Below are 25,815 nucleotides of genomic sequence, written 5' to 3'. Positions count from 1 at the left end.
CCATGTCCGTTCGTTTGCCGGCATTGAAGCCCGCGCCCGCCGGCTGGGCAAGGGGCGGTGTCGGTCCGAACGTCGAAATACCGGTCGCCGCCTACCGCCCTTTCAGCATCGCAGCGCGCTTACCAGCGCAGTCAATGCAGCGGGCTGATGCTGGCGGCTGGGGTAATACATGAAGAAGCCGGGAATAGGCGGCGTCCAGTTCTCCAGCACCCGGATGAGGCGGTGCTCGGCGATATGCTCGGCAACCTGCTCTTCATAGGCGAGCCCAAGGCCGGCTCCGGTGAGCGCCGCCTGAATCACCAAATTGGTATCGTCGATTATCAGCGGGCCGTTCACACCGACTGTAGTCGTCTTGCGTCCCTGCTCGAACTGCCACCGGTACGGACCGCTCGGGAGACGCAGGTTCAGACATCGATGATCATTCAGATCCTTGGGCTTTTGAGGGATGCTTCGTGACGCAAAATAGCCGGGCGATCCCACCACCGCCAAACGCAGGTCCCGCGTGACGCGCACCGCAATCATATCCTTTTGGATGTACTCGCCGAGTTGAATACCCGCATCGAATTCGCCCGCGACGATGTCTACGGGACCAGTGACGGTGACCACGTCGAGAACGATGTCGGGGTAAGCCTCGGCGAATGCCGTGAGCCTCGGCAACAACACCATCACCGCGGCCGACCGCGACATTACGATTCTAAGGCGTCCGGCAGGTCGGCGCTGGATACTTCGGGCTTTGTCCAACGCACGCGTAATCTGCTCAAGCGCTGGAGACAGGTCCTGCAAAAGGGCCGCGCCCGCGGCGGTTGGCGCTACACTCTTGGTCGTACGGGCAAGAAGCTTGAGTTCGAGTCGCTGCTCAAGTTTCCGGATCGTGTGGCTCAGCGCGGATTGCGAGATGCCCAGCTTCGCGGCAGCACGTGTAAAGCTCCGCTCATCGGCGACGACCGCAAACGTCGCGAGTTCATTCAGTTCATTTCCCATTTATGATTCTCGCTCATGACTCCATCCCGGGCAGCATAGCTATCCTCATAAGTCCCTTTGTCCTAGGTTTGATCGAAAGAAAGTCGAGACGTCTCCGGCTTGCCTGGTGCTCGCCACGTGATCACGGCGTGCATGGAATGGTCGGACGTAACAACGAGGTGACTATGGATACCGATTTTCGCGCTCTGCGCACCTTGGCGGAGACCTATTTTGACGCCGCCTATGAAATGGATGCCGAGAAATTTGCATCCATATTTCATCCCTCGAGCTCTGTGACGAAGGTCGCCGACGACGGCGACGTGGGCGTGACGCCAATTGCGATGTGGCTGGCAGCCGTCCGCAACGCAAAGGCTCCAAAACTGCAAGGCGCGGAGCGTGACGACGAAATCCTGTCACTTGACGTCGAAAGAGACCTCGCGCTCCTGAAGGTGAGGTTGCAGGTACCGCCACGCCACTTCACGGACCTGTTGTCATGCCTGAAGGTCAACGGAACCTGGAAGATCGTTCAGAAGGTGATGACTTCGAAAACGTGATGGCGCCGGTCCCGCGATAGAAATTTGGATCACCGCTCGGCAGCTTCTGTCTCAAGGCTCAACATCGTGGGCCGTGCCTTCACTCGCCAAACGGTCCCCGATAATCCCGCTATCCACAGGCCTCTGGCCATTCCCGAAGGCCCTTCCCCGGCGTACGTTAAACCCATCTCAGGCGGCCACTGATCGCCAAGCCGAAAGGCGAAAGTGAAAGGCGGATTTCCTGAGGCCCGTACGGCCCGGAGCGAGAGCAGGCTTGCCTGTATCGAGGGACGGTAGCCGAGACATACGGGGCCGCGGAAAGCGTGCCAACGCCGACGGCGGACCGATGCTGCCATGAAGGACGGCAAGAACCTTCGATGGCACGCAGGGCAAAGCCCGCAAGGGCCAAGACCAGCGTGGTCTGGAACGGACACTGCCTTGGGGTGGTGGCTGGCAGGACCGTCAAAATCAAGGCCGGCATGGCGCGACGACTTTGCGGAAGTTGCTGCCGCGACCGTGTCCTGATCTGACAGGGAGGCGCTGGGAGAAATCCCGGCGCCGACTGTCGTTTCTCCATCCCGCACAATTTTTACGGTGTTTCCGCTTGGGGCTGCAACCGGCGGCAAAATCAGCTAACGTTCGACGTCGGAGTCCGTTTGATAACGCGCTCTGCCGAGGTGCATGGCGTGGGTTTCGAGAACCGAAGCGCAGCGGACATTTGGGTCCGTGAGCATCGGAAGCGCAGAAACCCGCGTCAGGCGACCGGCGGGGTGCGTTAGCGAATGGACTTCTTGAAGGGGGATACTTCATGACGTTGATCCAGAAGCTGGCCGTTGCCTACGCTTTCCTGTTCTTCGCCGTCGTTGCCATCGGTTACATACCGGCGTTCAACGATGCCAACGGCAATCTGTTCGGGCTGTTCTCGCTGCAATGGTACGACGACCTGCTGCACGCCTTCTCCGGTGTCTGGGCGCTGGCCGCCGCCTTCATCTCGCATCGCCAGGCGGTGTTCTATTTCAAGCTGTTCGGCTCGGTCTACCTGTTCGACGGCGTGCTCGGGCTGGTCACCGGCTCCGGCTGCCTCGATGCCGGCATATTCATCAACGGTTTCCGCTCCCTCAACGACATCGAGTTCCCCACCCGCTTCTTCGCCAACCTGCCGCATCTCGTCATTGGCGGTTTCGCCGTCTATGTCGGCTTCTGGCTGTCGAAGCGCATACACGACCACTTCGCCACGGCCTGACCGGCCATGTTCCTGTTCCGCTGGCTGAAGCGCCTCATCAAGACGATCGTCTGGCTGATCGTCATCATCATCCTCATCCCGGTCGTCGGGCTGAGCTACGGCTTCCTGACGACGCCGTCGCTCGACAAGACGCCGCTGCCCGGCATTGCCGATGGCGCCCCGCCCAAGGCGCTGGCCGACAAGGTCCGCGCCGAAATTCCCGGCTACCAAAGACCGGAGGAATCGACCTTCCTCACCTACCCCGAATGGGCGATCGTCTACGCCGCGCGCGAATATGCCGGCTTCGTCGCCAAGGACCAGCCGAGCGGCTTTCCCTACTGGTCCTATGTCGGCCGCTTCTGGCAGGATTACGCCACGGTGATCCGCGCCAGTTCCCCCTACAAGTTCAACTATGCCAACCACCAGATGCTGGTCATCATCGGCACCAGCCACTCGATCGAGCACATCTTGCAATGGGCCTATGAAAACACAGTCGGCCGCGTCACCGAGGCGACATCGGCCAAGCGTACCGCCGCCGACATCTACCAGGCCAAGGTGGCCGCCGAATATGCGGCTTTCCTCGACCAGGTGCCGTGGTATCAATTCCCCTATGCCGAAAAGCGCGCCGGCCTGTTTGCCGTGCAACCGGCGCCGGGCGACAGCTCCGTCCGCACCAGCGAACGCAAGCTCGCCTTCGGTCTCGCCGACACCATCAAGCAGGGCTATGCCGACCTGATCAAAAAGGCGCTCGCCGCGACCTCCGACCCGGCCTTCCTCGACGTCCATGTCTGGGCCAAGGGCCCGGTCGGCGAAGCCACCCGCAACGAGCCCGACACTTTGCTGGAACGCGACATGGGCGCCGATGGCACAGTCTTCGTCACCAGGCGCTATCAGGTCTTCACCGACATGATCCCACGGCTGATCGACAAGGGCGTCTCCTTCGTCGAGATCGGCGGCAATGACGAGATCATGGTGACCATGCTGTCGACCGACTCGATCGCCGTTCCCGAAGGCATGCGCATCCTGTTCAGCTCTCCGCTGCCGGCCGATCCTTCGACGCGCCGCACCGGCATGGTCGTTGCCGTGCGCAAGCTGCATCTGGTGCTGCCGTCGCTGATCAAGGCCGGTGCCAGGCTCGAACACGTCTACGACTATTGAGGCCTTTCGGCCACGCCCGGCAAAGATCAGAAGCGCCGCCATGCTCATTCCACAATCGCGGCCAAATCCCGCCTTGTTCGCGCGCGATGGAGTGGTGCATGTTGCCTGACGGGCGACATGCACCTGAATGGGCTGCCGGGGGGCATCTCGAAGGGACAAGACCGTGATCAAGACCGCCCTTGTCGCCATGACCATTGTCGGCTGCGACTGCGACGCAAAGCTGTGCGAATACATCGGCGAGACGCCGGCCAAGTGGTCGACCATCGCCGAATGCGAAGCCGCGATGAAAAGCCAGATCCTGCACCAGCGCAATTTCAACTATCCGCTGGTGTCCGGCATCTGCCGCACCAAGGGTTCGTCATCCTCCTCGCAGCTGGCCGCCACCGCATCCCGCCCGGAACTGAAACCCGCCAGCAGGGTCGTGCGGACGGAAAGCCCGCTGCCGCCGGAACTGAGCCATCGGCCGAGCGTGCCTGTCGGCTCGCCGACGACGACCGTCGACGCGGACGCCGCCCGGCCCGTCGCCTACGAACAGGTGGTCGACGGCGGGACCGGCGTGCTCTACCGCACCAAGAACGGCTATGCCGTGGTCAAGACCGACCTTGGCCGCGCGGCTTCCGCGACCGCCGATGCGGCCAAACGCTCCGTGAACTGGCTGGCTGGCCTGATGCCGACGGGGCTGTAGTCCCCTTACATCTTGAGCTTCAGGCTCTCCCAGAACTTGTCGATCAGCGGCTGCTCGGTGGCCACGTCCCCGCTGCCGACGCGCGTGACGAACAACAGCCCCTGATCGGCGAGGCCATAGCCGACGATCTCGAAATACGCGGTCTCGGTGCGCGTCTTCACCTCGGCGCGAATGCCGGTCAGTTCCTTGCCGTCGGCGAGCTTGCGCGTCGTCGGCTGCTGCGTCAGTTCCGCGCCGGCCTGCACCGATTCCCTGGTCATCTCCTGCAGCATCAGCTGGTTGAGCGACACCGGGTTCATCTTGCCATATTCCTGCACGACGACGATCGTGCCGAGCGCCGAAGCCATCAGATATTGCCTGATGCTCTCGCCGAGATCGGTCTTGGTCACCGAAATGCCGCTCGGATGGACGAAGGAGAAGCTGTCGCCGGAGAAGGTGGCGAAGTCGTTGCGCTCGAGCGTGACCTTGCTCTGCTTGCCGCCGGGCAGCGTAATGGTCGTGCTATCACCGGGATCGATATCGACCGCCACGCCGTCGATGGTCAATTTGAACGCCTTGAGGTCCTCGGCCGCAGCCGGTCCAGCGCACAGCGCAATGAGTGTGAGGGTCGCCGCCGATACCATCCGCATCGATTTGTTCTCCTGCTCTATTCCTGAGCAGTTCCGGACGGAAAACCGCTTCACACTTTTCCTGGAACTACTTCCTACGCAACCCCGCTCAGCGCCTTGATGGCACGGTAGAAGGTCGAGGAAAACAGTTCCGTCGGGTCATAGTGCCGTTTCGCCGCCAGGAAGGCCGGCAGCTCAGGATAGGAGGCCAGCAACTCCTTGGCCGTATAATGCAGCTGGTAGGGCAGGAAGAAACGCCCGCCATGCTTGATCGTCACGTCGATCAGCGCCCGTGTCAGCGCCCGCATCCTCGCATTGCCGTCGGCATCGATCGGCTGGTTGATGTAGAGCACGAGCGAATAGGCCGGCTCCGGCGCGTAGGTCAGCGCCACATCCTCCTTGTGGACGATGCGCACCGAGGCATTGAGCACCGGCAGCGACTGGTTGCGCAGGATCTCGCGAGCCTCCGTGATGAATGGATTATACGCACCGCGTGGAATAAAATATTCGTGCAGTATGTCGGTCTCGTCCATGAGGTCGTTGAACAGATACGGCACCGAATCGTGCATCGGGTTGTTGCGGGTGACGAGGCAGGCCTCGCCTTGCGCCATCGCCGTCGTGCGCGCCACCGTGCAGCTCTCGAATTTCGGCTCCAGCGTCTTTTCGGTGAACCACTTCAGCTCCTGGAACAGGCTGCCCCATTTCGCCAGGTTGATGATCACCCGCTTCAGCCCGACCGAGCCCGGCTCGCCGATATCAGGCTGGTCGGCCGGCGGCTGTTCGGCCACCTTGTCGTAGCGGTAGACGATCATGTCCTCGAGGAAATTGCCCGGCGCCGTCGACAGATGGCCGTAGAACAGGCCGATATCCTTGTTCGGCTCCAGCACCTCGGCGAAGAATTTTGGGAAATCGTCCGATTTGATGATCTCGCGCGAGGTGCGGTAAACGGCGTTGTCGACGATGTCGAGCGTTGCCTCCAGCACCACGCCGAACAGGCCGTAACCGCCGACGACGTGGCGGAACAGCGCGCTGTTCTCCGTGCCCGAGCAGGTCGTCACCGACCCGTCGGCCAGCATCACCCGCATCGAGCGGATCGAGCCGGCAACCGAACCCGCCTGGTGGTCCATGCCATGCGCGTTGACCGACAGCGAGCCGCCTACGGAGAAGATGTCGGTCGACTGCATCGCTTTCACCGCAAAGCGCGGATGCAACATGTTCTGGATGTCATGCCAGCGCGCGCCGGGCTGCAGCGTCATGGTCCTGGCCGTAGCGTCGACGCTGACCTTGTTGAATTTCCTGAGGTCGAGCACCAGCGCATTGTCGTCGAAGGCATGGCCGCCCATCGAATGGCGGATGGCGGCCAGCGACACTTTCAACCCGTTGGCGCGGGCGAAGGCCAACGCCCTGGCGATATGGTCCTCCTCGCTGACCTCGACCACGCCATAGACCGGCGTCCGCGACAAGCCGCTGGCATCGTTGATGTCGCCGCCTTTGGCCGACCAGGGCAGCGAAGGGTCAAAGGCCGGCGGAGTGGCAATCGGCTTCAGCGGCAGGGCAATGCCATCGATGTCGGCGATGCGTCCGGCATTCTTCGGCCCTGAAGGCCCGCGCGCCAGCCGCGCCATTGTGGTGCTGCCCCACAACACCGCGCCGCCGACCACGGCCGCGCCGAGCACCAGCCGGCGCGACAGGCGAAACCCCTTCCGTTCGTCAGCCATGCAGATCCCCCGTTGGCCAAGGGATAGCGCGGCTCTTTGGCAAAAACCATAGGGGCGCCGTCGGCGCTACGTTCCACCGCCTCAGGGTGACTGCTGAGCGGGAGCAGGAAAATGGCCGATCCCCGAGGGGACCGGCCAGGATTGGAACAGGGTCTTGAAAATCAGGTCAGCATATCTGCCGACGCATGATGCTCGTGTCTACGAAGCCTTCTTGATCGACGTCACCATGCCGGTCTTGTCATCGACGGTTACCGCCACCTTGGCGCCGACCTTCAGTTTGCCGATCTTCGCGTCCGGCGACAGCTGGTAGATCTTGCCGTCGTCGAGCGTAATCGACTTGGTCGTCGGATCGACCGCCTGGATGGTGCCCTGAACGGACGCGGCATAGGCAGTACCGAGGAAGGCGAGCAAAGCGGCGGTGGTTGCGAGGGTCTTCTTCATCGATAGCACTCCGTGCTGTTTCACTTTTCCGGGCCGCCGCGTTGAGCAGCGACAGCACCGAACGAGCCGACACTGGGCCTGAAGCCTGCTGGCCGCAAATCACGTTGAGTGACTTTTCGCAAAGGAAATCATAGGCTTAATTCTGACACATTGCTTGCGGCTGACGCGATTTCCAGTCATATCGTTTGTCTCGACGCGCGCCGTTCACCCACGAAAAGAATCGTTTAGCCGAATGCGGCGGGCGCTTCGCGGCCATCACGCAGCCGCCACAATCCACCCCGGATCGCATCACGCAACAGCCTGCCGATCTTCCGTTGATACAAGTTTTGTTTCATGGATCAGCTCAACCGCCATGACAAAAAGGCAAGAAAACTCGCGCTGTGGTTGCAAAATCGAAATGGATGCAGGATCATTCCAACCGCTGCGACGAGGGGGACCATCATGAAACTGGCAGTCCGAACCATCATATCCCTGATGCTGGCGCTTGCACCGGGATGGGCCGGCGCGCAAGGCGCTGATCCCAGCGATGACAAGACGGTTACCTTTGCTCCGGGCGATCCTGAAATGACGGCAGCGACCACGCAGGCGCTGACCGGCCTGGATGAATTCCTGGCCCTGGCCGAAGCGCCTCCCGCCGGCACCGAACGGTTCAAGCTGAAGGTCAAGGTGCGCGACGGCAACGTCACCGAGCACTTCTGGGTCATCCCGTTCCGCCGCACCGAGACCGGCTTTGTCGGCATATTGGCGAACCAGCCGGAGGAAGTTCGCAATGTCGTCCTCGGCCAGAATATCGAATTCACCAGGAACGATGTCTCCGATTGGGGCTACACCCGAGACGGGCGGCAGGTCGGCAGCTTCACCGTCTGCGTCATGTTCAAGAGAATGCCGAAGGAAGAAGCCGACTATATGCGCGGCAAATACGGTTTTGATTGCTGATCGTGGCGGTCGCCTAACCGGCTTCGTCCTTCGCGCCGATCTTGCGCACCAGTGCGGCTGTCGCCAGCATGGCGCCCATGTCTGATATCATCGGCGCGACATGCCTGGTGTAATCGAGCGGCACCGATATCTCCGGCAGCTCGAAGAAATTCTTCGCCTGCGGCAGCATCAGGAAACCGTCGCCGCCATTAAGCGCGACGCGAGCCGGATCGTCCGGCCAGGTTTCGCCCAGCCATTTCAGCGCCTGCGCCAGCCTGCCGGTCACCAGCGGCCGCGCCGCCTCGACATTGTCGGTGCGAAATTCATAGGCCGCATCGAGGAATGGCTCACCCGACGACAACTCCTGCAGCTTGGACCCGAACAGACTGCGGAAGAATCCGACGACCGCATTGGTCCGCCGCGTCGCCACCAGGATTCCCGGAAAAGGTTCGACGGCCTCGAAGGCGACGATGACGCCCTTGAAGGCCGTGGATGAGCCCTTGCCGGTGCCTTCGCGCAGTTCGGCTTCGTAGAGCTCGAACGGAAACCCTTCGTAGCTTCCGGAAACGACATCGTCGAAGGCTTGCCGGTTGAAGGGCCCGACCGCCTCGCGCGGCAGCCGGTCGAACGAGTTCGGCCTGCCGCCATGCTGGTAGCGCACATCCCTGATGAAGCCGAAGATGATCGGCAGCAGCGTGTCGCGGAACGATTGCTGCAGCCGCGTCGCCGGCTTCATGGCCTGGAAATAGAGCAGGACCGAAGCGGCAAAGCCGATGAAATAGAGGAACACATGCGGCGTCGAGAACCATTGCTCATGGGGATCGGCGACCTTGTTGAACAGCCAGGCGATCACCACCACGGCCACCAGCACCAGGCCGACGAACAGCGGTACCCGCCAGCGCACCTGCCGCACCGCCGAAGCCCGCGCGGCCTCATAGGCCTCGATGTTTTTCCGGATGCCGGCGATGACCGCCTCGCTGGGCATGAAATCCGCTGTTTCCATCGCCACCCCCCTGCCAATATTGTCGCATGATAGCTGCATTTCTTGGATGTATCGACTGCAAGACAGCGAGACCGTGCCTCTCAGAAGAACGCCGGCGCCGCCCCTCATCCGCCTGCCGGCACCTTCTCCCCGTATAGTGACGGGGAGAAGGGAGTATAGCCGTGCCGGCGGCGCTCCATTTGCAACGCTGGCAATTGGCGAAACCATCGATGACCGCGTCCTTCTCCCCGTCACTATACGGGGAGAAGTGCCCGGCAGGGCGATGAGGGGCAGCGCCATACCTGTCGGATAGTCGTGCACTTGCTTTCATGTGCGGCGCTACCGAAAGATCGCACCCAGCCGTCCCTCGACCTTCTCGCGTATTCGGCCCTCCAACCCCTCCACCGACACCAGCCGCTCATGATCCCTGCCCCGCAGCCGCACAAACGGATGCATCCGGTAAGCCGCAATCACACCATGCGTCCCCTCATCCACACTGACATCCACAACGAAAACCCCGCCGATGCGCCCCGGCCATGGCTGGCGGGCGAGCGCAGTGCCGAGGAAATCGCCGAGCCCATAGGCGACGACAGTCTCGCCGATCCGCTCCACCGGTTGCACGACATGGGCGTGATGGCCGGCGATCAGCCCGACGCCCTGCCCGGCCAGGCGCCTCGCCAATGCCCGTGTAATGGCGCGCGGAAAATGGCGAAACTCCCAATCCCAATGCGGTACCGCACAGAGAAGATCGAAGCCGCGGGGCCAGCGCTCTGCATCACTGCCCATCGACACACGCCCGGCAAACAGGCTCTCATCAGCATTGCGCCACAGCGTGAAGGCCGCAAACCCGACATCCAGCAGCCCGACCTTGACCGGCTGCACCGGGCCATCGGCGGCAAGGCCGATGCTGCGGATGCCGAGCCGCTTCAGCGCCGCCACCGTCTCGTCGAAACCGGCGACGCCCTGGTCGAGCACGTGATTGTTGGCCAGCGACAGCACGAGTTTTTCACGCTCGATACCGACCGCCGCCAGCGCCTCGGCCAGAAACCGCTCGCTCATCGCATGATGCGTGCCGAGCTTCGTGCCGAGCACCGCGCTCGGCCTGTCCACGACAGGGCTTTCGCAATTGCCGATCACCAGATCGGCAGAGCCAAGCATCGCCTTGATCGCCGGATCACAGTCCGGCGCACGGCGGTTGGCCACCGCCGAGATGTCACCGATGAAGGCAAGCCGCACCGTTCGCATCGGCGGCGTCGCCATCAGCATCCCCGCCATCGGCGCAAAACCGTTGCCGTCACCGCCAAGCGACGGCTTCAGGAAACGCGGCAGCCAGGACAGTTTGTAGGAAAGCGGATAGTTCGACACGCAATGCCCAATCGTTTGCCTTGTTTAGACTGTCTGGTGGGCTGGTTGAAGCCGTCGGCAATCAACGATGTGGACAGCGCGTCGCCGCTGACAGGCGCGATGCCTCAAATAGTCCCAAATCTGTGTATGATTGTCGGCGACAAATGCTTGGGAGGGGAAAAGATGACACGAATAGCAGGCCTGCTGGCATCCGCTTTCATTGTGCTTCTGCCCTGGTCTTCGGCCAGTGCAGCCATGCCAGAAGCGGCAACCGCGCTTTTCGAGGCCAAGACCGTGACCGCGCGCGACAGCGCGCTGTCGACGCTCGAGGCCGCCGCGCCGAAAAATCCGGCATCGGCCTATGCCGCCGGCGCCGGCGAGTTCTTCACCGCACTTGAGCTGCTGGCCAGCGGCCTGCATCGCCACGGTTTCGAAAGCCCGCAATCCTTCATGCTGCCGCTGATGCAGCTGCCGGTGCCGTCCAATCCCAACCCCGAGCCGCTGACCTACGAAGAGTTCCGCGCCATCTTGGTCGCCTTCCGCGACAGGTTGGCGAAATCCGCCGCGACGCTGGGCTCGGTGCCGGCCGATGCCGATATCGGCATGGTCATCGACCTCACCCATGTCGGCATAGACCTCAACGAGGACGGCGCCATCGCGCCGGACGAAAGCATGGCGGCCATCATGGCCGCGCTGTCGCGCGGCAGCATCTCACAGGGCGATACCGCACCCGCGCTCACCTTCCGCTTCGACCGCGCCGACGGCTACTGGCTGCAGGGCTATGCCGAATTCCTGATGGCGCAGGCCGATTTCTGGCTGGCGCATGATTTCAGAAGTACCTTCGACGGCTCGTTCCACATGCTGTTCCCGCGCGCGAAGCTGCCGCTGCAGGACATTCTCGTGCCGCCGCCCAGCGAGATGGGCTCGAGCATCTTCTCCTCGGAATGGCGCATCGCCGATTTCATCTCGATGGTGCACATGATCAACTGGCCGGTGGTCGAACCGGAGCGCCGCAAGGCGGCGCGCCAGGAATTGCTCGAAATGATCCGGCTGTCGCGCGAGGACTGGAAGGCGATCCGCGCCGAGACCGACAATGACCGCGAATGGCTGCCCGGCCCGCAGCAGAAGGGCGAGAACCCGCTGACCGGCCTCGAAGTCGGCGAGGAGCAGGTGCAGGCCTGGCTCGCCACCTTGAGCATGGCCGAGGATCTGCTCGAAGGCCGCGCGCTGCTGCCGCATTTCCGCATCACCGGCAAAGGCATCAACATGAAGCGCTTCTTCGACGAGCCGAAGACTTTCGACCTCGTGCTGTCGATCACCGGCCCTGGAATCGCGCCCTATCTCGAAAGCGGCAGGATCCTGACCAGCGAGGATTTCGACCAGATCCAGCGTGAGTTCGGCGGTGGCGGGTTTTTGACATTTGCGCTGTGGTTTAACTGAGAGAGAGGCATCTCAAGTCGAGGGGCGTGCGCTGCAAGGCGTGTTGAGATTCAGGTCAGGCCGAGCCGAAAACGGTGGCTTCCGAGAACCGGAGCGGAGCGTACTTTTGGGTACGTGAGCACCGGAAGCGCAGGAAGCCGCCGTTTGCAGGCCGGCATCACCTGAATATCAATACACCTTAGAAAATCGCACCCTGGTACAGCACCTGCTCCGCCTCATCAGGCGCAAACCGCCGCGCCAGCGTCCGAAACGCGCTGTGCACGCCGTCGCGGTCGATGTTGCAGCTTCTGAGATGGCGCACGGCGAGCGTCGGGTCGAAGGCGCTGCGGCCGTGCAGGACGCGCTGGTTGTCGAAGACCAGCACTTCGCCCGGCTGCAACTGGTGCTGGAACTGGTTTTGCGGGTCGCAGATCAGCCGCGTCAGTTCGGCCAGCGCCTCGATCAGGCCGTCGATCCGGTCCAGGGGCGCCCATTGCAGCGCCAGGCACCGGTCATTGTAGCGGATGCCGGTGACGGCGCACGCCGCGTCGAGGCTGATGACATGCGCCTCGGCGCTGAAGAACACCTCGCCTTCATGTTCGCGGTGGAAGGTGACGCCGTGCCGCGTCAGCAGCTCGAACAGCTCCGGCGTGCGCGCCCGCATCAGCTCGGCGACATGAAAGCCGTCGACCATCAGCGACGTGCCGCCAGTGCCAGCACCGGTGCGGATGGCGTGAAAGAAGATGAAGCCCGGCGGGGAATAGCGGAACGGCTCATCCGTATGCGGGATCTGCGCCCGCGCCGTCTCGCCCGCCACGCGCGCATCCGGCCGCGAGATCAGGTCGAACACCTTGCCGTAGCTGGTCTCGCGGATCGGCCCGTAGCGGCCGGCGACCCGCACTGTTGCTTCCATTTCGGCCGGCACGCCGGTCAGCATGGCGATGCCGTGATCCCGTAAAGCCCTGAGCGACTGGAACAGCGCTTCGTCATCCGCGACCACGGCATCGAAGGCGAAGCGGCCGAGCCGCCCGGCAAGATCGCTGTGCCATAGAAGCGGCTGGAACCGGACCGGACCTGAGCCGCCGGCATGACTGGTGAGGAAGGCCGCGTCATAGCGCGAGACATGCCCATCCTGCCAGATGGCGGTGACTTGCCCTGATGTGGAGAGGTCAAAACTCTCGGCATGGATGGCCTTGTCGACATCGGCCGGCGTCAGCCACCTTTTGCCCGAGGCGGTGTCGCCGCATTCACCGCATTCGCAGGCCAGCCGCAGCCAGCGCGTCGAAAGTTTTGCCGAGCGGCCGTCCACCAGCTCGACAGCGACGCGTGCGCCTTCCGCGCGCATGGCGCGGATGGGTGCGACGGCGTGTCTTTGCTGGCTTGCTTGCTTTGGCGTGTCGAGCATCTGGTGTCCCCTGCGGTTGAATTTCTTCGACCAGGCTAGAGAGCGAAAAGCCCATGTTCAAACGAGTTCCCTTCCCATAGTTTTGAGGTAGATTCAAAACATGACGATGCTGAGGGACTTGCCGCTTTCCGGATTGCGGGCACTGGTGGCCGCTGCCAGGGCCGGCAGCCTGACTCGCGCTGCCGAAGAGTTGGGCGTCACGCCCGGCGCCATCGGTCACCAGATCCGGCAGTTGGAAGAGCGGCTCGGCGTCAAACTGGTGCGCCGCGAGGGCAATGGCATCGTGCTCACCCGTGCCGCCGAGGCGGCATTGCCCGACATCGATCGCGGCTTCGATGCGCTCGCCTCCGGCATACGCCGGCTGCGCTTCGAACGGCAGGCCGAGACCTTCACCATCTCGGCCGATCCGTCCTTCGCCTCGTTGTGGCTGGCGCCGCGCCTCGCCCTGGTGCGGCCGGCTCTCGGGCGGCTCGAGGTCCGCATCGTCGCTTCCGTCGGGCTCGATGCCATGGCGGAGGAAGGTGTCGACCTCGCCATCAGCTACCGCAAGGGATCGGCATCGGACATCGCAGCGCTCGACCTCTTCACCGAACGGGTCATTCCCGCCTGCGCGCCGGCGCTGGTCGAACGCCATGCCGGCCCGGACAGGGCCGAAATGCTGGACAGGTTGCCGCTGCTGCATATCGACCCGATGATGGGCGACGATGTCTACCCCACATGGCGGGACTGGTTCACCGTAGCGGGACGGCAAAGGCCGCACATCGACCAGGGACCGCGCTTCGGATTGACCATCGTCGCGGCGCAAGCGGCGATCGCCGGCATGGGCGCGCTGCTGGCCAGCGAACTGGTGTTGCGCCGCCATCTCGACGCGGGCCATCTCGTCGAGATCGCGCGCGACGTGCCGGCACTGACCATCAAGCGCCGCATCGTCTGGCCCGAACATGGCCCGAAGGCACGCCGCGCCGCCGCGGTGGCGGCGGCACTCGAGGCCGCGGCCGGCACCGGCATCGACGGTGCCCTGCCGGCTTGAATTGCGCAGGTCTTATCGCGAAAAACCGTGCAGCCTGCCAAGCAGCCACTGCAGCGGATTGCCCACGAAGGCCCGCGTGACGAACGTGTCATGCGCGGCATCGGACGCAAGCAAGGCGATGGTGCCGGCTTCGAGGCGACGGGGCGGATCGGAACTGGCGTCGATGCCCTGGCCCGCCAGCAACTGCCTGATCTCGGCATTGCCGGAGGCCGAGGATTTGCCATAGGCGCTGACGAAGAAACGCGTCCTGTGCTGTGCGATCCAGCCCGCGAAAATGTCGGCCTCATCGAACACGGCGTCGAGCAGGATGACGCCGAGCAGGCGGGCGTCGATATCGCCATTCCTGAGCACGAAAGCGGTTGGATTGTAGCCGCCGCTATAGGCGACCAGCACCACGGGCATGGCGTCGAACTCTGCCGCCTTGGCGCCAGTCAGCCTGGCCAGGCCTTGCGCCGCCTCGGCCATGAATTCGGCAAAATAGCCCGGTGTCCAGAAATTGCCGGCGCTGGAATCCTGCGCATTGCTGGCAAATTGCGGCGCCACCAGCACGGCGTTGAGGCCCGACGCCTCGACCTGCGCAACGACCCGCTGGCGGCCGACGACATCGCGCTGCAAGGTCGCGCCATTGCCATGAAAGAACACCACGACGACCGCCGGCTTGGCCGGATCGAACCCTTTCGGCACCGCCAGCAGCGTCGAGCGGTCGGAATAGGTCTCGTCTTCCCAGTAGATGCCGCCACGCGGCGAGGTGTGGCCGCGCCTTCCGTCCGCCGCCGTCACGTCGAGAAACGGCGCCGAGCCGTCGGGCAGCTTGCCGCGATAGGGAAAGGGCGATGCCTTGAACGGCACGATGGTCGAGATGGCCTTGCGCAAGCGCGCCCCCAAACTCGCCGCCGGAAACATCGCCGTGGCCAGCAATCCGGCAACGATGGCGCGGCGGTCCGGCATCAGGCAGCCACCAGCCGCATATCAGTCGCCTTTGACGGCAACAGCACGGCAAAGAAGGCCGGGATGGCGATGAGATAGGCGATCGCCGCCCATTGCAGCACGGCGCTCAAGCCAAAGCTGGTGGCGACGATCGGCACGGCGGCCGAACCGATCACCGAGAAACAGCCATTGATGCCCCAGGCCCACACGAACAGATGCTCCTTGCCGAGCCGCGCCAGCCAGGTCATGGCGGTGGCCATCGGCATGCCCATCAGGAAAGCCGGCGGCGACACCAAGAGGAAGCAGAGCAGCAGCCGCGCCACATAGGGATAGGCGCCGATCCGGTCCAACACTGGCGTCAGAGTGAAGCCATAGGCGAGCAGCAGCCCGCAGACCGCCAGCAGGACAACCGGCAGCAGCGTTCTGGCGCGGTCGAAGATGCGCTCGGCAAACAGGCTGCCGAGCCCGGAAAACACCAGCATCGATGAGATCAGCACCGAGGCCGACACGGTCGGGTTGGCCAGCGCCACGGTGAAGCGGCTGATCAGCCCGACCTCGACCATGATGTAGCCGAGGCCGAGACAGGCGAAATAGAGGATGGTGCCGAGCTTGCCGCGCGAGCGCGAGAACACGATGCGCCAGCCGAAGATCACGGGCAGCAGCACCAGCGACGCCGCCGTGACGCAGGCGATGCCGAGCGTCGCCCAGATCAACAGATAGCCCCAATCGTCCTGGAACAGGTCGAGCCTGTCCAGCGTGCGCGGCAGGTCGGCGACCTTCACATAGGCGGCGAAATAGGGCTGGTCGTTGCTCAGCGCCCGCGCATCGAAGACATAGTCGCCGGCAAGTTTCTCCCAACCGCCGGTCAACAGCGCGTGCCAGGCCATGCGCTGCAGTTCCGTTGCCGGCAACACTTGCGGGCCGGCATCGCCGACGGTGCCTGCGCAGGCGTCGAGCGTCGGATCGGCGGGCGCCGTCGGATCGCAATCCGGGTTGACCGGAGCGGTCGGGTCGGCGGGCGCGGTCGCATCGGCGGCCGGCTGCTGCGCCAGTGTCGCGTCCTGTCCGCTGCCGAAGATCGAGGCGCGGTAATCGTCGAGTACCTTTTGCGCGCTCGAGCCGTCATAAATCATTCCTGGATAGTAGACCTCTTCCCAGGACATCGACCTGGTGTAGTCGCGCAGCGTCTTGATTTCGGCCTCGGTGAAGCCGCCGCTCTTGAACAGCACGGTCGTGGTCGAGAGGTAACTCGACACGGCGAAGATGTCGTTGGCCGCACCCTGGCTGTCGAAGGTCTTCGCCGCCTCGGCGACGGTCGAATAGAGCTTCAGCACCGATTTCGGCGGCTCTTCCTTGTTCCACAAGGTGATCGACAGCACGCCGCCATCGGCCAGCGCGTGCATGTAGCTCAGCATCGCTTCGCGCGTGTAGGCGTATTTCTCCGAGATGGCGAAGCCGCCGGGATTGGACAGGCCTACACTGTCGGCGAGGCTGAGGTCGATGACGTCGTAGCGCTCGCTCGTGTTGGCGAGGAACAGCCGCCCGTCATAGTCGATGACCTTGAGCCGCGGCTCGGCCAGGATATCGCCGGTGACATCTTTCAGCACCGGGTCGCGGAATGCCCGCAAGGTCATCGGGTTGCTCTCGGCGACGGTCACCGAGGTCGAACCGGCATTGAGCGCGGCCTGCGTGGAGATGCCGCCGCCGAACTGCACCACGAAGGTTTTGGGCTTGTCCTTGATGACATAGGGATAGTGCATCGGCAGATAGCGGAAATAGACCTGCTCGGCCGGCGCCAGATTGCGCATGATGCCTTCCGGCCCGTCGCCGTCGCGGTACATGCCGACATAGGTGTTGGCCGGCACTTCGGGCATGCCGAAGGCGGCGTTGTCGCTCAGGCCCGGCGCGAAATGCATGTAGGAGCTGGCATAGACCTGCAGGTCGCCGAAAGGCGAGACGCTGCGGTAGATGCGCTTGCCATCCGGAAAATTGCGGGCATAGGCGACGCCCTTGTACTGCGACACGGCGATGTCCGGGATGCCGAGCAGGCCGGGCAGCATGAGGTAACCGGCGACCGACAGCGCCGCCACGACCACGCCGGCGACAACGCTCTTCCAGGCGCCGAACGCGAAAAACCATAGGATCGAACCGGCCGCCCAGAGCAGCAGCGGCACGACGATGATGGTTTTCGGCGCGAACAGGTAGAGCGACACCAGCACCACGAGGCCGGCGAGCCCCGAGCCGGTGAGGTCGGCGAAATAGACGCGGCCGAAGGCGGTGCGGCTTTTCAGGAAGACGATGCCGAGGAAGAACGCGCCGGCCAGGAACGGCAAGAGATAGAGCAGGAAATTGGCGAGCAGCCGCCATTTCTGCGCCGGGTCGGATACCAGGAAGATGGCATTGAACGGCACCGTCTGGGCGACGAGATTGGAGCCGACGGCGAGCGGACCGATCAGCAGCAGGGCCGCGGTGGCGGCCCCTTGCCAGTGGCGGTCGAACCAGCCCTTGCCGGCGAAGATGACGACGCTGGACAGCGAGAAGCCGAGCATGGCGAGACTGACCACCAGCGAACCGAAATGCGACCAGCTGCCAACGGCGAACACCCGCATGACCGCGATCTGCAGCGCGATGATGGCGCCGGCGATCAGCCCGACCGCCAGGTAATGCGCCAGCCGAGGCGCCTCGAGGGACGGGATGGTCGGGCGGGAATTCGATGCGACGGCAGCCATTCAGGTCCCTTGATGCCGCAATGCTCAGCTGTTGTGCGTGCCGACGATCTGGTCGCCTTCCAGCTTGGTGAACGGCACGAACGGTACGACCTTGCCATTGTATATGTCCGAGCGGACGATGTTGAACGTGCCGTCGGCAAGCTGCTGCTTGGTCACCTTGAGCACGTGCTGCGCGCCAGGCGGGCCGACCGGAATGACCATGACGCCATTGGGCTTCAGCTGCTGCAGCAGCGACGGCGGAATGTGGTCGATGCCGCAGGTGACGATGATCTTGTCGAACGGGCCGACGCTTTCCCAGCCATAATAGCCGTCGGCATTGCGGCTGGTGACCGAACCGAACTCGCTGTAGCCGCGCTCGACCAGCCCGTCATAGGTGCGCCGCGTGCGCTGCGCCAGCGGATTGATGATCTCGATCGTGTGCACCTTGTCGGTGAGGTTGGCGAGATAGGCCGACTGGTAGCCGGAGCCGGTGCCTACCTCGAGCACGGCCTCGCCGAATTGCACGTCGATGGCCGTCGTCATCCGCCCGACGAGGTGCGGACCGGAAATCGTCACGCCATAGCCGATGTCGAGAAAGGCATGGTCATAGGCGCGCCCCAGATTCTGCGGCAGCACGAATTCCTCACGCGGCGTCAAAAGGAAGGCGCGCTTGTTGCGGTCGTCCAGCACGTCCTTGTTGTAGACCATGATCTGGAAGCGATCGAAGCGCTCGGCCAAAAACTTCGGATCCTCGCCGCGATTGGCCACCATCCAGTCGATGAACGATTTTTTGTCGTTGAATGGCACTTCGGCGTTGCGGTCGTAGGGCAGGGGAACGTTGGCCCTGACCGTGGCTGGAAGAATGGAGAACGCCGCCGCACCCGCCGACAGCGTCAAGAAATCTCGACGCTTCATGGAAAAAGCCTCCAAAAGTGGCCTTTGCCACCCCAAAACCAAGCACTTCAACCCGATTGCACCGGCTCCCAAAACGAGTCAATGGGCGTAGAAGGGCGGCCGTGCAGGCCGGAAAAATGTGGCGCGCGGGCAACAGTTTTGCCGATGCCATCGGCCTTTTTCAGGACCGTGGAATGGCGCGCCGCATTGCCGCAGGGCTCGCTGGAGAGCCTTTTCCTTATATTAGCAAGGGCTGTTGTGCTTGACTCGGCCGTCAAAAACAGGCAGCAAACCTGCTTCGGAAGGGCTGTAATACCGCGTGCATGATCGTGGACGAGCCTTTTTTGGCACAAAGTCCACGTCTCAAAGTTGGATTTGAGAGGGATTGGTTAACCAACTTTGTCCATATTTTGAAGCAATCGGCAATCAACGACAGGCGCGGCAAACGCGTCGGGGACCACCCTGGGATCACTCGCAGAATGGTCGTCGCGGCTGACAAGGCCACGTACGGGGAAAACCGATTGGAGCGAGATTGGTTGCATGGCGTTGTCGAGTAAACACAAAATAGTCTGGGACCAGCGCGAGGGCGGCGAGTTCGTCGATGCGCAGCGCATCCCTCCCTTAAACCCGAAACGGATCGTCCGCTGGGTCGCGGTGCCCGGTGCCAGTGCTGCTGTCGGCCTCTGGCTGATCGGCACCATGGCCGGCCTCAGTTCCGTCGGCGCCTCGCTGTCGGCGACGTCGGGCGGCGGGCTGCCGCAAACGCTGGCCATGCCGGGCTCGCTGGCGATGGCCGATCCGCTCAAACAGCATTTCCTCAGATCCTCGGCGCCGTTCGTGCTGGCCAATGCCCATGGCGGCGCGCAGGCCCTGCACGACCATGCCGTGCAATGCGGCGCCACGTGCTTCAAGCTGGCCAGTGTGAGCCCACTGGGTGAGAAGTCCGCGCGCCTCGCGGCCCATGCAAGACCGGAACAGCCAATCCTGAAGTCGAAAGCGCAGGAGCGCTTCGAACGCATGGAAGCGTCGCTCTCGCCGAGCAAGCTGGCCGCTGCCTTTGCTGCCGGCAAGCCTGTCGCCACTGCCGATGCCCGCCCGGTGATTTCCAAGGCCGCGCCGCAGATCACCGAGGCATCGCTTGTGCCATCGGTCCAGGTGATGGCCAGCCTGTCGGATAACATGCCGGCTCCGGCGGCTGAACGCTTCGCCCGTGCCGATACCGTCGTCCAGACCGCGCCGGCGCCGGCGGGCTTTGCCCAGTCGCAGACGCCTGACAATGCACAGCTGGCGCTGGCCCTTGTCGAGTCGCTGCCGGTCGAGGACGAGGCCTTCGCCTCGCCGCTGCCGATGACCGGCTCCTCGGCCGATATCACGGTTGAGCCTGCCGAAACCCAGCCGCAACAGCCCGGCGACGCCGCCTCGCTGCCGGATGCGCTGACCGACGACGTGCCGCTGCCGACCCACCGCCCGCAATATGACACGCCGCGGCAGCCGAAGGCCGTGGTGGAACAGGATGAACCTGCGCCGCAGCCCAGGATTGCTCAGCCCAGGATCGCGCAGCAGAAGCCGGCGCCGCAGACAAAGCCGGTCCAGCAAGCCCAGCCGGCAAGGCCGGCCCGGGCCGGCCGGCCGGGCGATGGCGGCGATGTGCTGGCCTATGCCAAGCCGGACACGCCTTCGGGCGGCCTTGGCCAGGCATTCAGGAACCTGTTCAACGGACCGGGCGGCGGCAGCGGAGCCGGCCACGGCGTCGCCGTCTATGACATCAGCGCCAAGACCGTCTACATGCCGGACGGCCAGCGGCTCGAGGCGCATTCCGGCCTCGGCGCCATGGTCGACCAGCCGCGCTATGTCCACGTCAAGGATCGCGGCCCGACGCCGCCCAACACCTACAATCTGTCGCTGCGTGAATCCCGCTTCCATGGCGTCCAGGCCATACGCCTGACGCCGACGAGCGGCGGCAACAAATACAACCGCGACGGCCTGCTCGCCCACACCTACATGCTGCGCGGCGGCCGCGCCGAGTCCAATGGCTGCGTGGTCTTCAGGGACTATGCCCGCTTCCTCGCCGCCTTCAAGAAGGGCAAGGTCACACGCCTCGTCGTGGTGCCGCGCCTGAACGGATCGCCGACTCAAGTGGCGACGGACAACGCCCGGGGCGCCTGAACGCAGGCAGGTGGTCCCCGGCAACTGCCTCCTCCTGACAGCCTACTGTCAGGAGCCGCATCCGGGCATGCGCCGCGCCGCATCGCGCTCTTTCCATTTTCGCCAAGACCTCCCATATTCGGGACATGGCCAAATCCCCTGATAAAAAAACGCCGCCGACGGCGAATGACGACCGCGCCGCGCCGAAGCGGCGCAGCCCGCTGACCGATTTCCTCGACGCTTCGGAACCGCTGCACAAAGGCGGCTTCGCCGAGATGCCGCAGCCCGAACTGTCGGGCACGCCGCTGACCGGTTCGATCGCCGACTGGGCCGAACAGATCGAGCAGGAAGCCGAACGCGAAGGGCGCCAGGCCGGCAAGGGCGACGGCGGCAAAGCGCCAAAGCCGTCGAAGAAGATTCCCGAGCGCTCCGCCGCGCCCGGACGCACGGCGCGCGGCACCTCGATGGGCGGCGCGGCCACGGCGCGTGAACGCACGGCGGCCGGCCTCAATCCGGTTGCCGGCCTCGACATCTCGCTGGAAGAGGCCGAGACGATGACGTCGAGCGGCGTCACCGCGACGGTCGCCGCCCTCTCGGCACTGATCGAATCCGGCAATCCGCTGCACAAGGACGGCGTGCTGTGGACGCCGCACCGCCCTGCCCGGCCGGAAAAGTCCGAAGGCGGCATCGCCATCAAGATGGTGTCGGATTTCGAGCCGGCCGGCGACCAGCCAACCGCCATCAAGGATCTTGTCGAAGGCGTCGACAACAACGACCGCACCCAGGTGCTGCTCGGCGTCACCGGCTCGGGAAAAACCTTCACCATGGCCAAGGTGATCGAGGAGACGCAGCGCCCTGCCCTGATCCTGGCGCCGAACAAGACGCTGGCCGCGCAGCTCTATTCCGAGTTCAAGAAATTCTTCCCCGACAATGCGGTGGAGTATTTCGTCTCCTATTACGATTATTACCAGCCGGAAGCCTACGTCCCGCGCACCGACACCTTCATCGAGAAGGAATCCTCGATCAACGAGCAGATCGACCGTATGCGGCACTCGGCGACGCGCTCGCTGCTCGAGCGTGACGACGTCATCATCGTCGCCTCTGTCTCCTGCATCTACGGTATCGGTTCGGTCGAGACCTATACGGCCATGACCTTCCAGATGCAGATCGGCGACCGGCTCGACCAGCGCGCCCTGCTCGCCGACCTCGTTGCCCAGCAGTACAAGCGCCAGGACATCAATTTCGTGCGCGGCTCATTCCGCGTGCGCGGCGACACGATCGAAATCTTCCCGGCCCACCTTGAGGACCGCGCCTGGCGCATCTCGATGTTCGGCGACGAGATCGAGCAGATCACCGAATTCGACCCGCTGACCGGCCAGAAGACCGGCGAGCTGAAAAGCGTCAAGGTTTACGCCAATTCGCACTATGTGACGCCGCGCCCGACGCTCAACCAGGCGATCAAGTCGATCAAGGAAGAGCTCAAGCAGCGTCTGGTCGAGCTCGAGCGTGCCGGCCGCCTGCTGGAGGCGCAGCGGCTGGAACAGCGCACCCGCTTCGACCTCGAAATGCTCGAAGCCACCGGCTCCTGCGCCGGCATCGAGAACTATTCGCGCTATCTCACCGGCCGCCAGCCGGGCGATCCGCCGCCGACCTTGTTCGAATACATTCCCGACAATGCGCTGGTCTTCATCGACGAAAGCCATGTCACCGTGCCGCAGATCGGCGGCATGTATCGCGGCGACTTCCGGCGCAAGGCGACGCTGGCCGAATATGGCTTCCGCCTGCCCTCCTGCATGGACAACCGGCCGCTGCGTTTCGAGGAATGGGATGCCATGCGTCCGCTGTCCGTCGCCGTTTCGGCGACGCCGGGCGGCTGGGAAATGGAACAGTCCGGCGGCGTCTTCGCCGAGCAGGTCATTCGCCCGACCGGCCTGATCGACCCGCCGGTCGAGGTGCGCCCGGCGAAGAGCCAGGTCGACGATGTCGTCGGCGAGATTCGCGAGACCACGGCCGCCGGCTACCGCACGCTGGTCACGGTGCTGACCAAGCGCATGGCCGAGGACCTCACCGAATACCTGCATGAGCAAGGCGTGCGCGTACGCTACATGCACTCCGACATCGACACGCTGGAGCGCATCGAGATCCTGCGCGATTTGCGCCTCGGCGCTTTCGACGTTCTGGTGGGCATCAACCTGCTGCGCGAAGGCCTCGACATTCCCGAATGCGGCTTCGTCGCCATTCTCGATGCCGACAAGGAAGGTTTCCTGCGCTCCGAGACGTCGCTGATCCAGACCATCGGCCGCGCCGCSCGCAATGTCGACGGCAAGGTCATCCTTTATGCCGACCAGGTCACCGGCTCGATGGAACGCGCGATGGCCGAGACCAGCCGCCGCCGCGAAAAGCAGATGGAATGGAACGCCGCAAACGGCATCACGCCGGAATCGGTCAAGTCGCGCATCTCCGACATTCTGGACTCGGTCTACGAGAAGGACCACGTCCGCGCCGACATCTCGCAGTTCACCGACAGCGCCGGCGCCATGATGGGCAACAATCTCAAGGCCCATCTCGACGCGATGGAGAAACAGATGCGCGACGCCGCCGCCAATCTCGACTTCGAGAAGGCAGCGCGCATACGCGACGAGATCAAGCGGCTGCGCGAGATGGAACTGTCCATCTCCGAGGACCCGCTGGCCAAATACGCCGACATGGAAAGCCCGGTCTCGGGCCGCGAAAAGGGCAAGCACAACAAGGGCGTGGCCAAGCATCGCACGGCCGAGGAACAGGAGCGTTTCCGCAAGCTCGACGAAGCGCGCGCCGCCGAAGAGGCGGCCAAGGCCGCCCGGCCCAACCTCTTCCGCAAGCCTGATCTCGACGAGATGGGCGCCGACGGCGCCGTGCCGGTGAAGAAGCCGCTGTTCGCCAAACCCTCGATCGACGACATGGGGCCAGGCACCGACATGCCGACACCGGCGGGTGCGGTGTCGCGCTCGCTGTTCAAGAAACAGTCGGCATCCGAAGCGCACGGCTCCGATTTCGGTATTCCCGGCGAGCCGGTCAAGCCGCTGTTTAAGAAGAATTCGCTCGACGAGATGACGGTGCGGCGCACGGAAAAGCCAGTCGAGGGAAAAGTGCCGGCGAAGCCCCAGCCGATCTCCCCCCTCGTGGGGGAGATGTCCGGCAGGACAGAGGGGGGCGCGGCGGATCGCGACGGCAAACCAATCGTTCGCCAGCGCGCCGGCATCGGCTCTTACGAGGACCCAGGCGACGCCCGTCGGGAAAAGCGGCGGCCAGGCAAGACCGGCAGGCCGGGGAAGTGAGCGCCTCTTCCTTCTCCCCCTGTGGGAGAAGGTGGATCGGTGCGCCAGCGCCGAGACGGTTGAGGGGTGTTCCAGCGGAGTGAGACGCTGGCGTTCCCTGGAACACCCCCTCATCCGACCTCGCTTCGCGAGGCCACCTTCTCCCACAGGGGGAGAAAGGAAAGCGCTCCATCGTCGCAGCTCGCGCTTGCCGCCAGCCGGCGGAAGCGATACGCACGGCTGCAATCCTGCCTCTGCCAGCAACGCGCCCCACCCGCCCCGCCTCCATGAAACCCAGGGACATCGCAGCCTACGCCTTCCTGGCCGTCACCTGGGGTCTGTCGTTCCTGGTGCTGCTCAAGGTCGTACACGCCTTCGGCTGGGTTGGCGCCGTCACCTTGCGTTCGCTGATCGCCGGCATCACGCTCTTCCTGTTGGCGGCGGCGACGCGGCGGCGGCTCGATTTCAGCGCCGGCTGGCGGCACTTCGCCATGGTCGGTGCGACGACCGTCGCGGCGCAGCTGATCGGCCTGTCCTACGCCACGCCGCGCATCGGCACGGCGATGGCGGCCATCCTCGTTGCCGCGATCCCGCTGTTTTCGATGATCCTCGGCCAGTTATGGGGACTCGAGCGCATCACCATTCGCGGGCTGGCCGGCTTGCTGCTCGGCGCCGCGGGTATCGTAATCCTGGTCGGCTTCCCTTCGGTACCGATCACCTCGTCCTTCGCCTTCGGCTGCGCCGCCTCGCTGTTCAGTTCCTTCTCGGCCGCCTTCGGCAGCAACTACGCCAATCGCCATCTGCGCTCGGCCGGCTCGTTCGAACTCACCGGCGCCGCCTTCCTGTTCGGCGGGCTGATGACGCTGCCGCTGCTCTTGGCCGTGCCGGTTCCGGCCATGCCGCGTCCCGTCGATTTCCTCTACCTCGTCCTTCTAGCCTGCGTGATGAGTGCGCTGACCTATGTCGTCTACTTCCGGCTGGTGGCCAGCATCGGCGCGACCAAAACGATCAGCGTCGAATTCGCCGTGACCACGATCGCGGTGCTGGTTGGCACCGTCATGCTCGGCGAGTCGCTGACCATCATCCAGGCCTTCGGCGCGGTGGCGATCATCGGCGGCTGCATACTGGTGCTGGATCCGTTCCCGCGCCGTGTGAAAGCGGCGGCCTTGCCATCCGCCCCGCCCTTGGTGTAATCGCTTCGCACACTCGAACGTCTTGAAAGGAGGGCTCACGTGTTTACGTTTCATCGTCACCATCGTCAGCGTGGCCCGATTTCTGCCCTGCAAGCCAGCTTGCAGGGCTGACCAGGGACGGTCCGGGTTTTTCCCGCTTCGATTTTTTGGTCTGCCCTTCGTGGTGCCGCAACGCCGAGCCTGATGGCCAGCAAGCGCACCGTCCAAGTGCATGAGCCGCATGTCGGCCAAG

Annotated in this window: 20 protein-coding genes; 10 read left to right on the top strand and 10 right to left on the bottom strand. The window is 63.9% G+C overall.

Features of this window, described 5'->3' with window-relative positions:
* Nucleotides 1–102: 102 nt before the first annotated feature.
* Nucleotides 103–981 (bottom strand): LysR family transcriptional regulator, encoded by an 879-nt coding sequence (locus tag AC1DPX_RS24560; RefSeq protein WP_477239939.1) that lies wholly within the window; start codon nt 979–981, stop codon nt 103–105.
* 164 nt (nt 982–1,145) lie between these two features.
* Between AC1DPX_RS24560 and AC1DPX_RS24555 the strand changes: the two genes are divergently transcribed.
* From AC1DPX_RS24555 to AC1DPX_RS24540, 4 genes are all read left to right on the top strand, one after another.
* The gene (locus tag AC1DPX_RS24555; RefSeq protein WP_477239938.1) at nt 1,146–1,514 is read left to right on the top strand and encodes a nuclear transport factor 2 family protein; all 369 of its coding nucleotides are present in this window, start codon (nt 1,146–1,148) and stop codon (nt 1,512–1,514) included.
* A 787-nt stretch (nt 1,515–2,301) separates the two neighbouring features.
* A complete protein-coding gene (locus AC1DPX_RS24550) occupies nt 2,302–2,736 on the top strand; it encodes a DUF4383 domain-containing protein (protein ID WP_095773570.1) in 435 nt (144 codons plus the stop codon).
* Nucleotides 2,737–2,742: 6 nt separating this feature from the next.
* Nucleotides 2,743–3,873 carry a hypothetical protein gene (locus tag AC1DPX_RS24545; RefSeq protein ID WP_477239937.1) on the top strand — a complete coding sequence of 377 codons (1,131 nt, stop codon included), beginning with the start codon at nt 2,743–2,745 and terminating at the stop codon, nt 3,871–3,873.
* Between the two features lie 163 nt (nt 3,874–4,036).
* Nucleotides 4,037–4,558 (top strand): hypothetical protein, encoded by a 522-nt coding sequence (locus AC1DPX_RS24540; RefSeq protein ID WP_477239936.1) that lies wholly within the window; start codon nt 4,037–4,039, stop codon nt 4,556–4,558.
* A gap of 5 nt (nt 4,559–4,563) precedes the next feature.
* Here AC1DPX_RS24540 and AC1DPX_RS24535 read toward each other — a convergent pair whose 3' ends face one another.
* The 3 genes from AC1DPX_RS24535 to AC1DPX_RS24525 form a co-directional block, all read right to left on the bottom strand.
* Nucleotides 4,564–5,187 carry a hypothetical protein gene (locus AC1DPX_RS24535; protein ID WP_477239935.1) on the bottom strand — a complete coding sequence of 208 codons (624 nt, stop codon included), beginning with the start codon at nt 5,185–5,187 and terminating at the stop codon, nt 4,564–4,566.
* Nucleotides 5,188–5,261: 74 nt separating this feature from the next.
* Nucleotides 5,262–6,884 carry an FAD-binding oxidoreductase gene (locus AC1DPX_RS24530; protein ID WP_477239934.1) on the bottom strand — a complete coding sequence of 541 codons (1,623 nt, stop codon included), beginning with the start codon at nt 6,882–6,884 and terminating at the stop codon, nt 5,262–5,264.
* A 198-nt stretch (nt 6,885–7,082) separates the two neighbouring features.
* Nucleotides 7,083–7,325 (bottom strand): DUF1344 domain-containing protein, encoded by a 243-nt coding sequence (locus AC1DPX_RS24525; protein ID WP_027055085.1) that lies wholly within the window; start codon nt 7,323–7,325, stop codon nt 7,083–7,085.
* Nucleotides 7,326–7,766: 441 nt separating this feature from the next.
* Here AC1DPX_RS24525 and AC1DPX_RS24520 point away from each other — a divergent pair, with 441 nt between their 5' ends.
* A complete protein-coding gene (locus AC1DPX_RS24520) occupies nt 7,767–8,261 on the top strand; it encodes a YegJ family protein (RefSeq protein ID WP_202358264.1) in 495 nt (164 codons plus the stop codon).
* Nucleotides 8,262–8,274: 13 nt separating this feature from the next.
* Here the strand turns inward: AC1DPX_RS24520 and AC1DPX_RS24515 are convergent, their stop codons facing one another.
* Nucleotides 8,275–9,243, bottom strand: coding sequence for a hypothetical protein (locus tag AC1DPX_RS24515; RefSeq protein ID WP_244730750.1), 969 nt, complete (start codon nt 9,241–9,243; stop codon nt 8,275–8,277).
* Between the two features lie 318 nt (nt 9,244–9,561).
* Nucleotides 9,562–10,587 (bottom strand): CapA family protein, encoded by a 1,026-nt coding sequence (locus AC1DPX_RS24510; protein WP_477239933.1) that lies wholly within the window; start codon nt 10,585–10,587, stop codon nt 9,562–9,564.
* A gap of 162 nt (nt 10,588–10,749) precedes the next feature.
* On the opposite strand from AC1DPX_RS24510, the gene AC1DPX_RS24505 reads away from it, so the two are divergent.
* Nucleotides 10,750–12,006 (top strand): hypothetical protein, encoded by a 1,257-nt coding sequence (locus AC1DPX_RS24505; RefSeq protein ID WP_477239932.1) that lies wholly within the window; start codon nt 10,750–10,752, stop codon nt 12,004–12,006.
* Nucleotides 12,007–12,184: 178 nt separating this feature from the next.
* Here AC1DPX_RS24505 and AC1DPX_RS24500 read toward each other — a convergent pair whose 3' ends face one another.
* Nucleotides 12,185–13,390 (bottom strand): clavaminate synthase family protein, encoded by a 1,206-nt coding sequence (locus AC1DPX_RS24500; protein ID WP_202358261.1) that lies wholly within the window; start codon nt 13,388–13,390, stop codon nt 12,185–12,187.
* A gap of 100 nt (nt 13,391–13,490) precedes the next feature.
* Here AC1DPX_RS24500 and AC1DPX_RS24495 point away from each other — a divergent pair, with 100 nt between their 5' ends.
* Nucleotides 13,491–14,420 carry a LysR substrate-binding domain-containing protein gene (locus tag AC1DPX_RS24495; protein WP_477239931.1) on the top strand — a complete coding sequence of 310 codons (930 nt, stop codon included), beginning with the start codon at nt 13,491–13,493 and terminating at the stop codon, nt 14,418–14,420.
* Nucleotides 14,421–14,432: 12 nt separating this feature from the next.
* On the opposite strand, the gene AC1DPX_RS24490 is transcribed toward AC1DPX_RS24495, so the two are convergent.
* From AC1DPX_RS24490 to AC1DPX_RS24480, 3 genes are read right to left on the bottom strand one after another with little or no spacing between them, the layout of a single operon-like run.
* On the bottom strand, nt 14,433–15,368 hold the full coding sequence (locus tag AC1DPX_RS24490; RefSeq protein ID WP_477239930.1) for a hypothetical protein: 936 nt from the start codon (nt 15,366–15,368) through the stop codon (nt 14,433–14,435).
* Nucleotides 15,368–18,076, bottom strand: coding sequence for a hypothetical protein (locus AC1DPX_RS24485; RefSeq protein ID WP_477239929.1), 2,709 nt, complete (start codon nt 18,074–18,076; stop codon nt 15,368–15,370). Before AC1DPX_RS24485 ends, AC1DPX_RS24490 begins: the two co-directional genes overlap by 1 nt.
* Nucleotides 18,077–18,100: 24 nt before the next feature.
* A complete protein-coding gene (locus AC1DPX_RS24480) occupies nt 18,101–18,970 on the bottom strand; it encodes a protein-L-isoaspartate O-methyltransferase family protein (protein ID WP_477239928.1) in 870 nt (289 codons plus the stop codon).
* Between the two features lie 519 nt (nt 18,971–19,489).
* Here AC1DPX_RS24480 and AC1DPX_RS24475 point away from each other — a divergent pair.
* The 3 genes from AC1DPX_RS24475 to AC1DPX_RS24465 all read left to right on the top strand — a co-directional run bounded on the left by AC1DPX_RS24475 (nt 19,490) and on the right by AC1DPX_RS24465 (nt 25,583).
* The gene (locus AC1DPX_RS24475; RefSeq protein ID WP_477239927.1) at nt 19,490–21,115 is read left to right on the top strand and encodes a DUF2778 domain-containing protein; all 1,626 of its coding nucleotides are present in this window, start codon (nt 19,490–19,492) and stop codon (nt 21,113–21,115) included.
* A gap of 125 nt (nt 21,116–21,240) precedes the next feature.
* Nucleotides 21,241–24,411, top strand: coding sequence for an excinuclease ABC subunit UvrB (uvrB, locus tag AC1DPX_RS24470; RefSeq protein WP_477239926.1), 3,171 nt, complete (start codon nt 21,241–21,243; stop codon nt 24,409–24,411).
* Nucleotides 24,412–24,677: 266 nt separating this feature from the next.
* On the top strand, nt 24,678–25,583 hold the full coding sequence (locus AC1DPX_RS24465) for a DMT family transporter (protein ID WP_477239925.1): 906 nt from the start codon (nt 24,678–24,680) through the stop codon (nt 25,581–25,583).
* Nucleotides 25,584–25,815 lie beyond the last annotated feature (232 nt).

It is taken from the genome of Mesorhizobium sp. 01N446, assembly GCF_056399285.1.
This window is presented reverse-complemented; position numbering and strand designations above follow the sequence as displayed.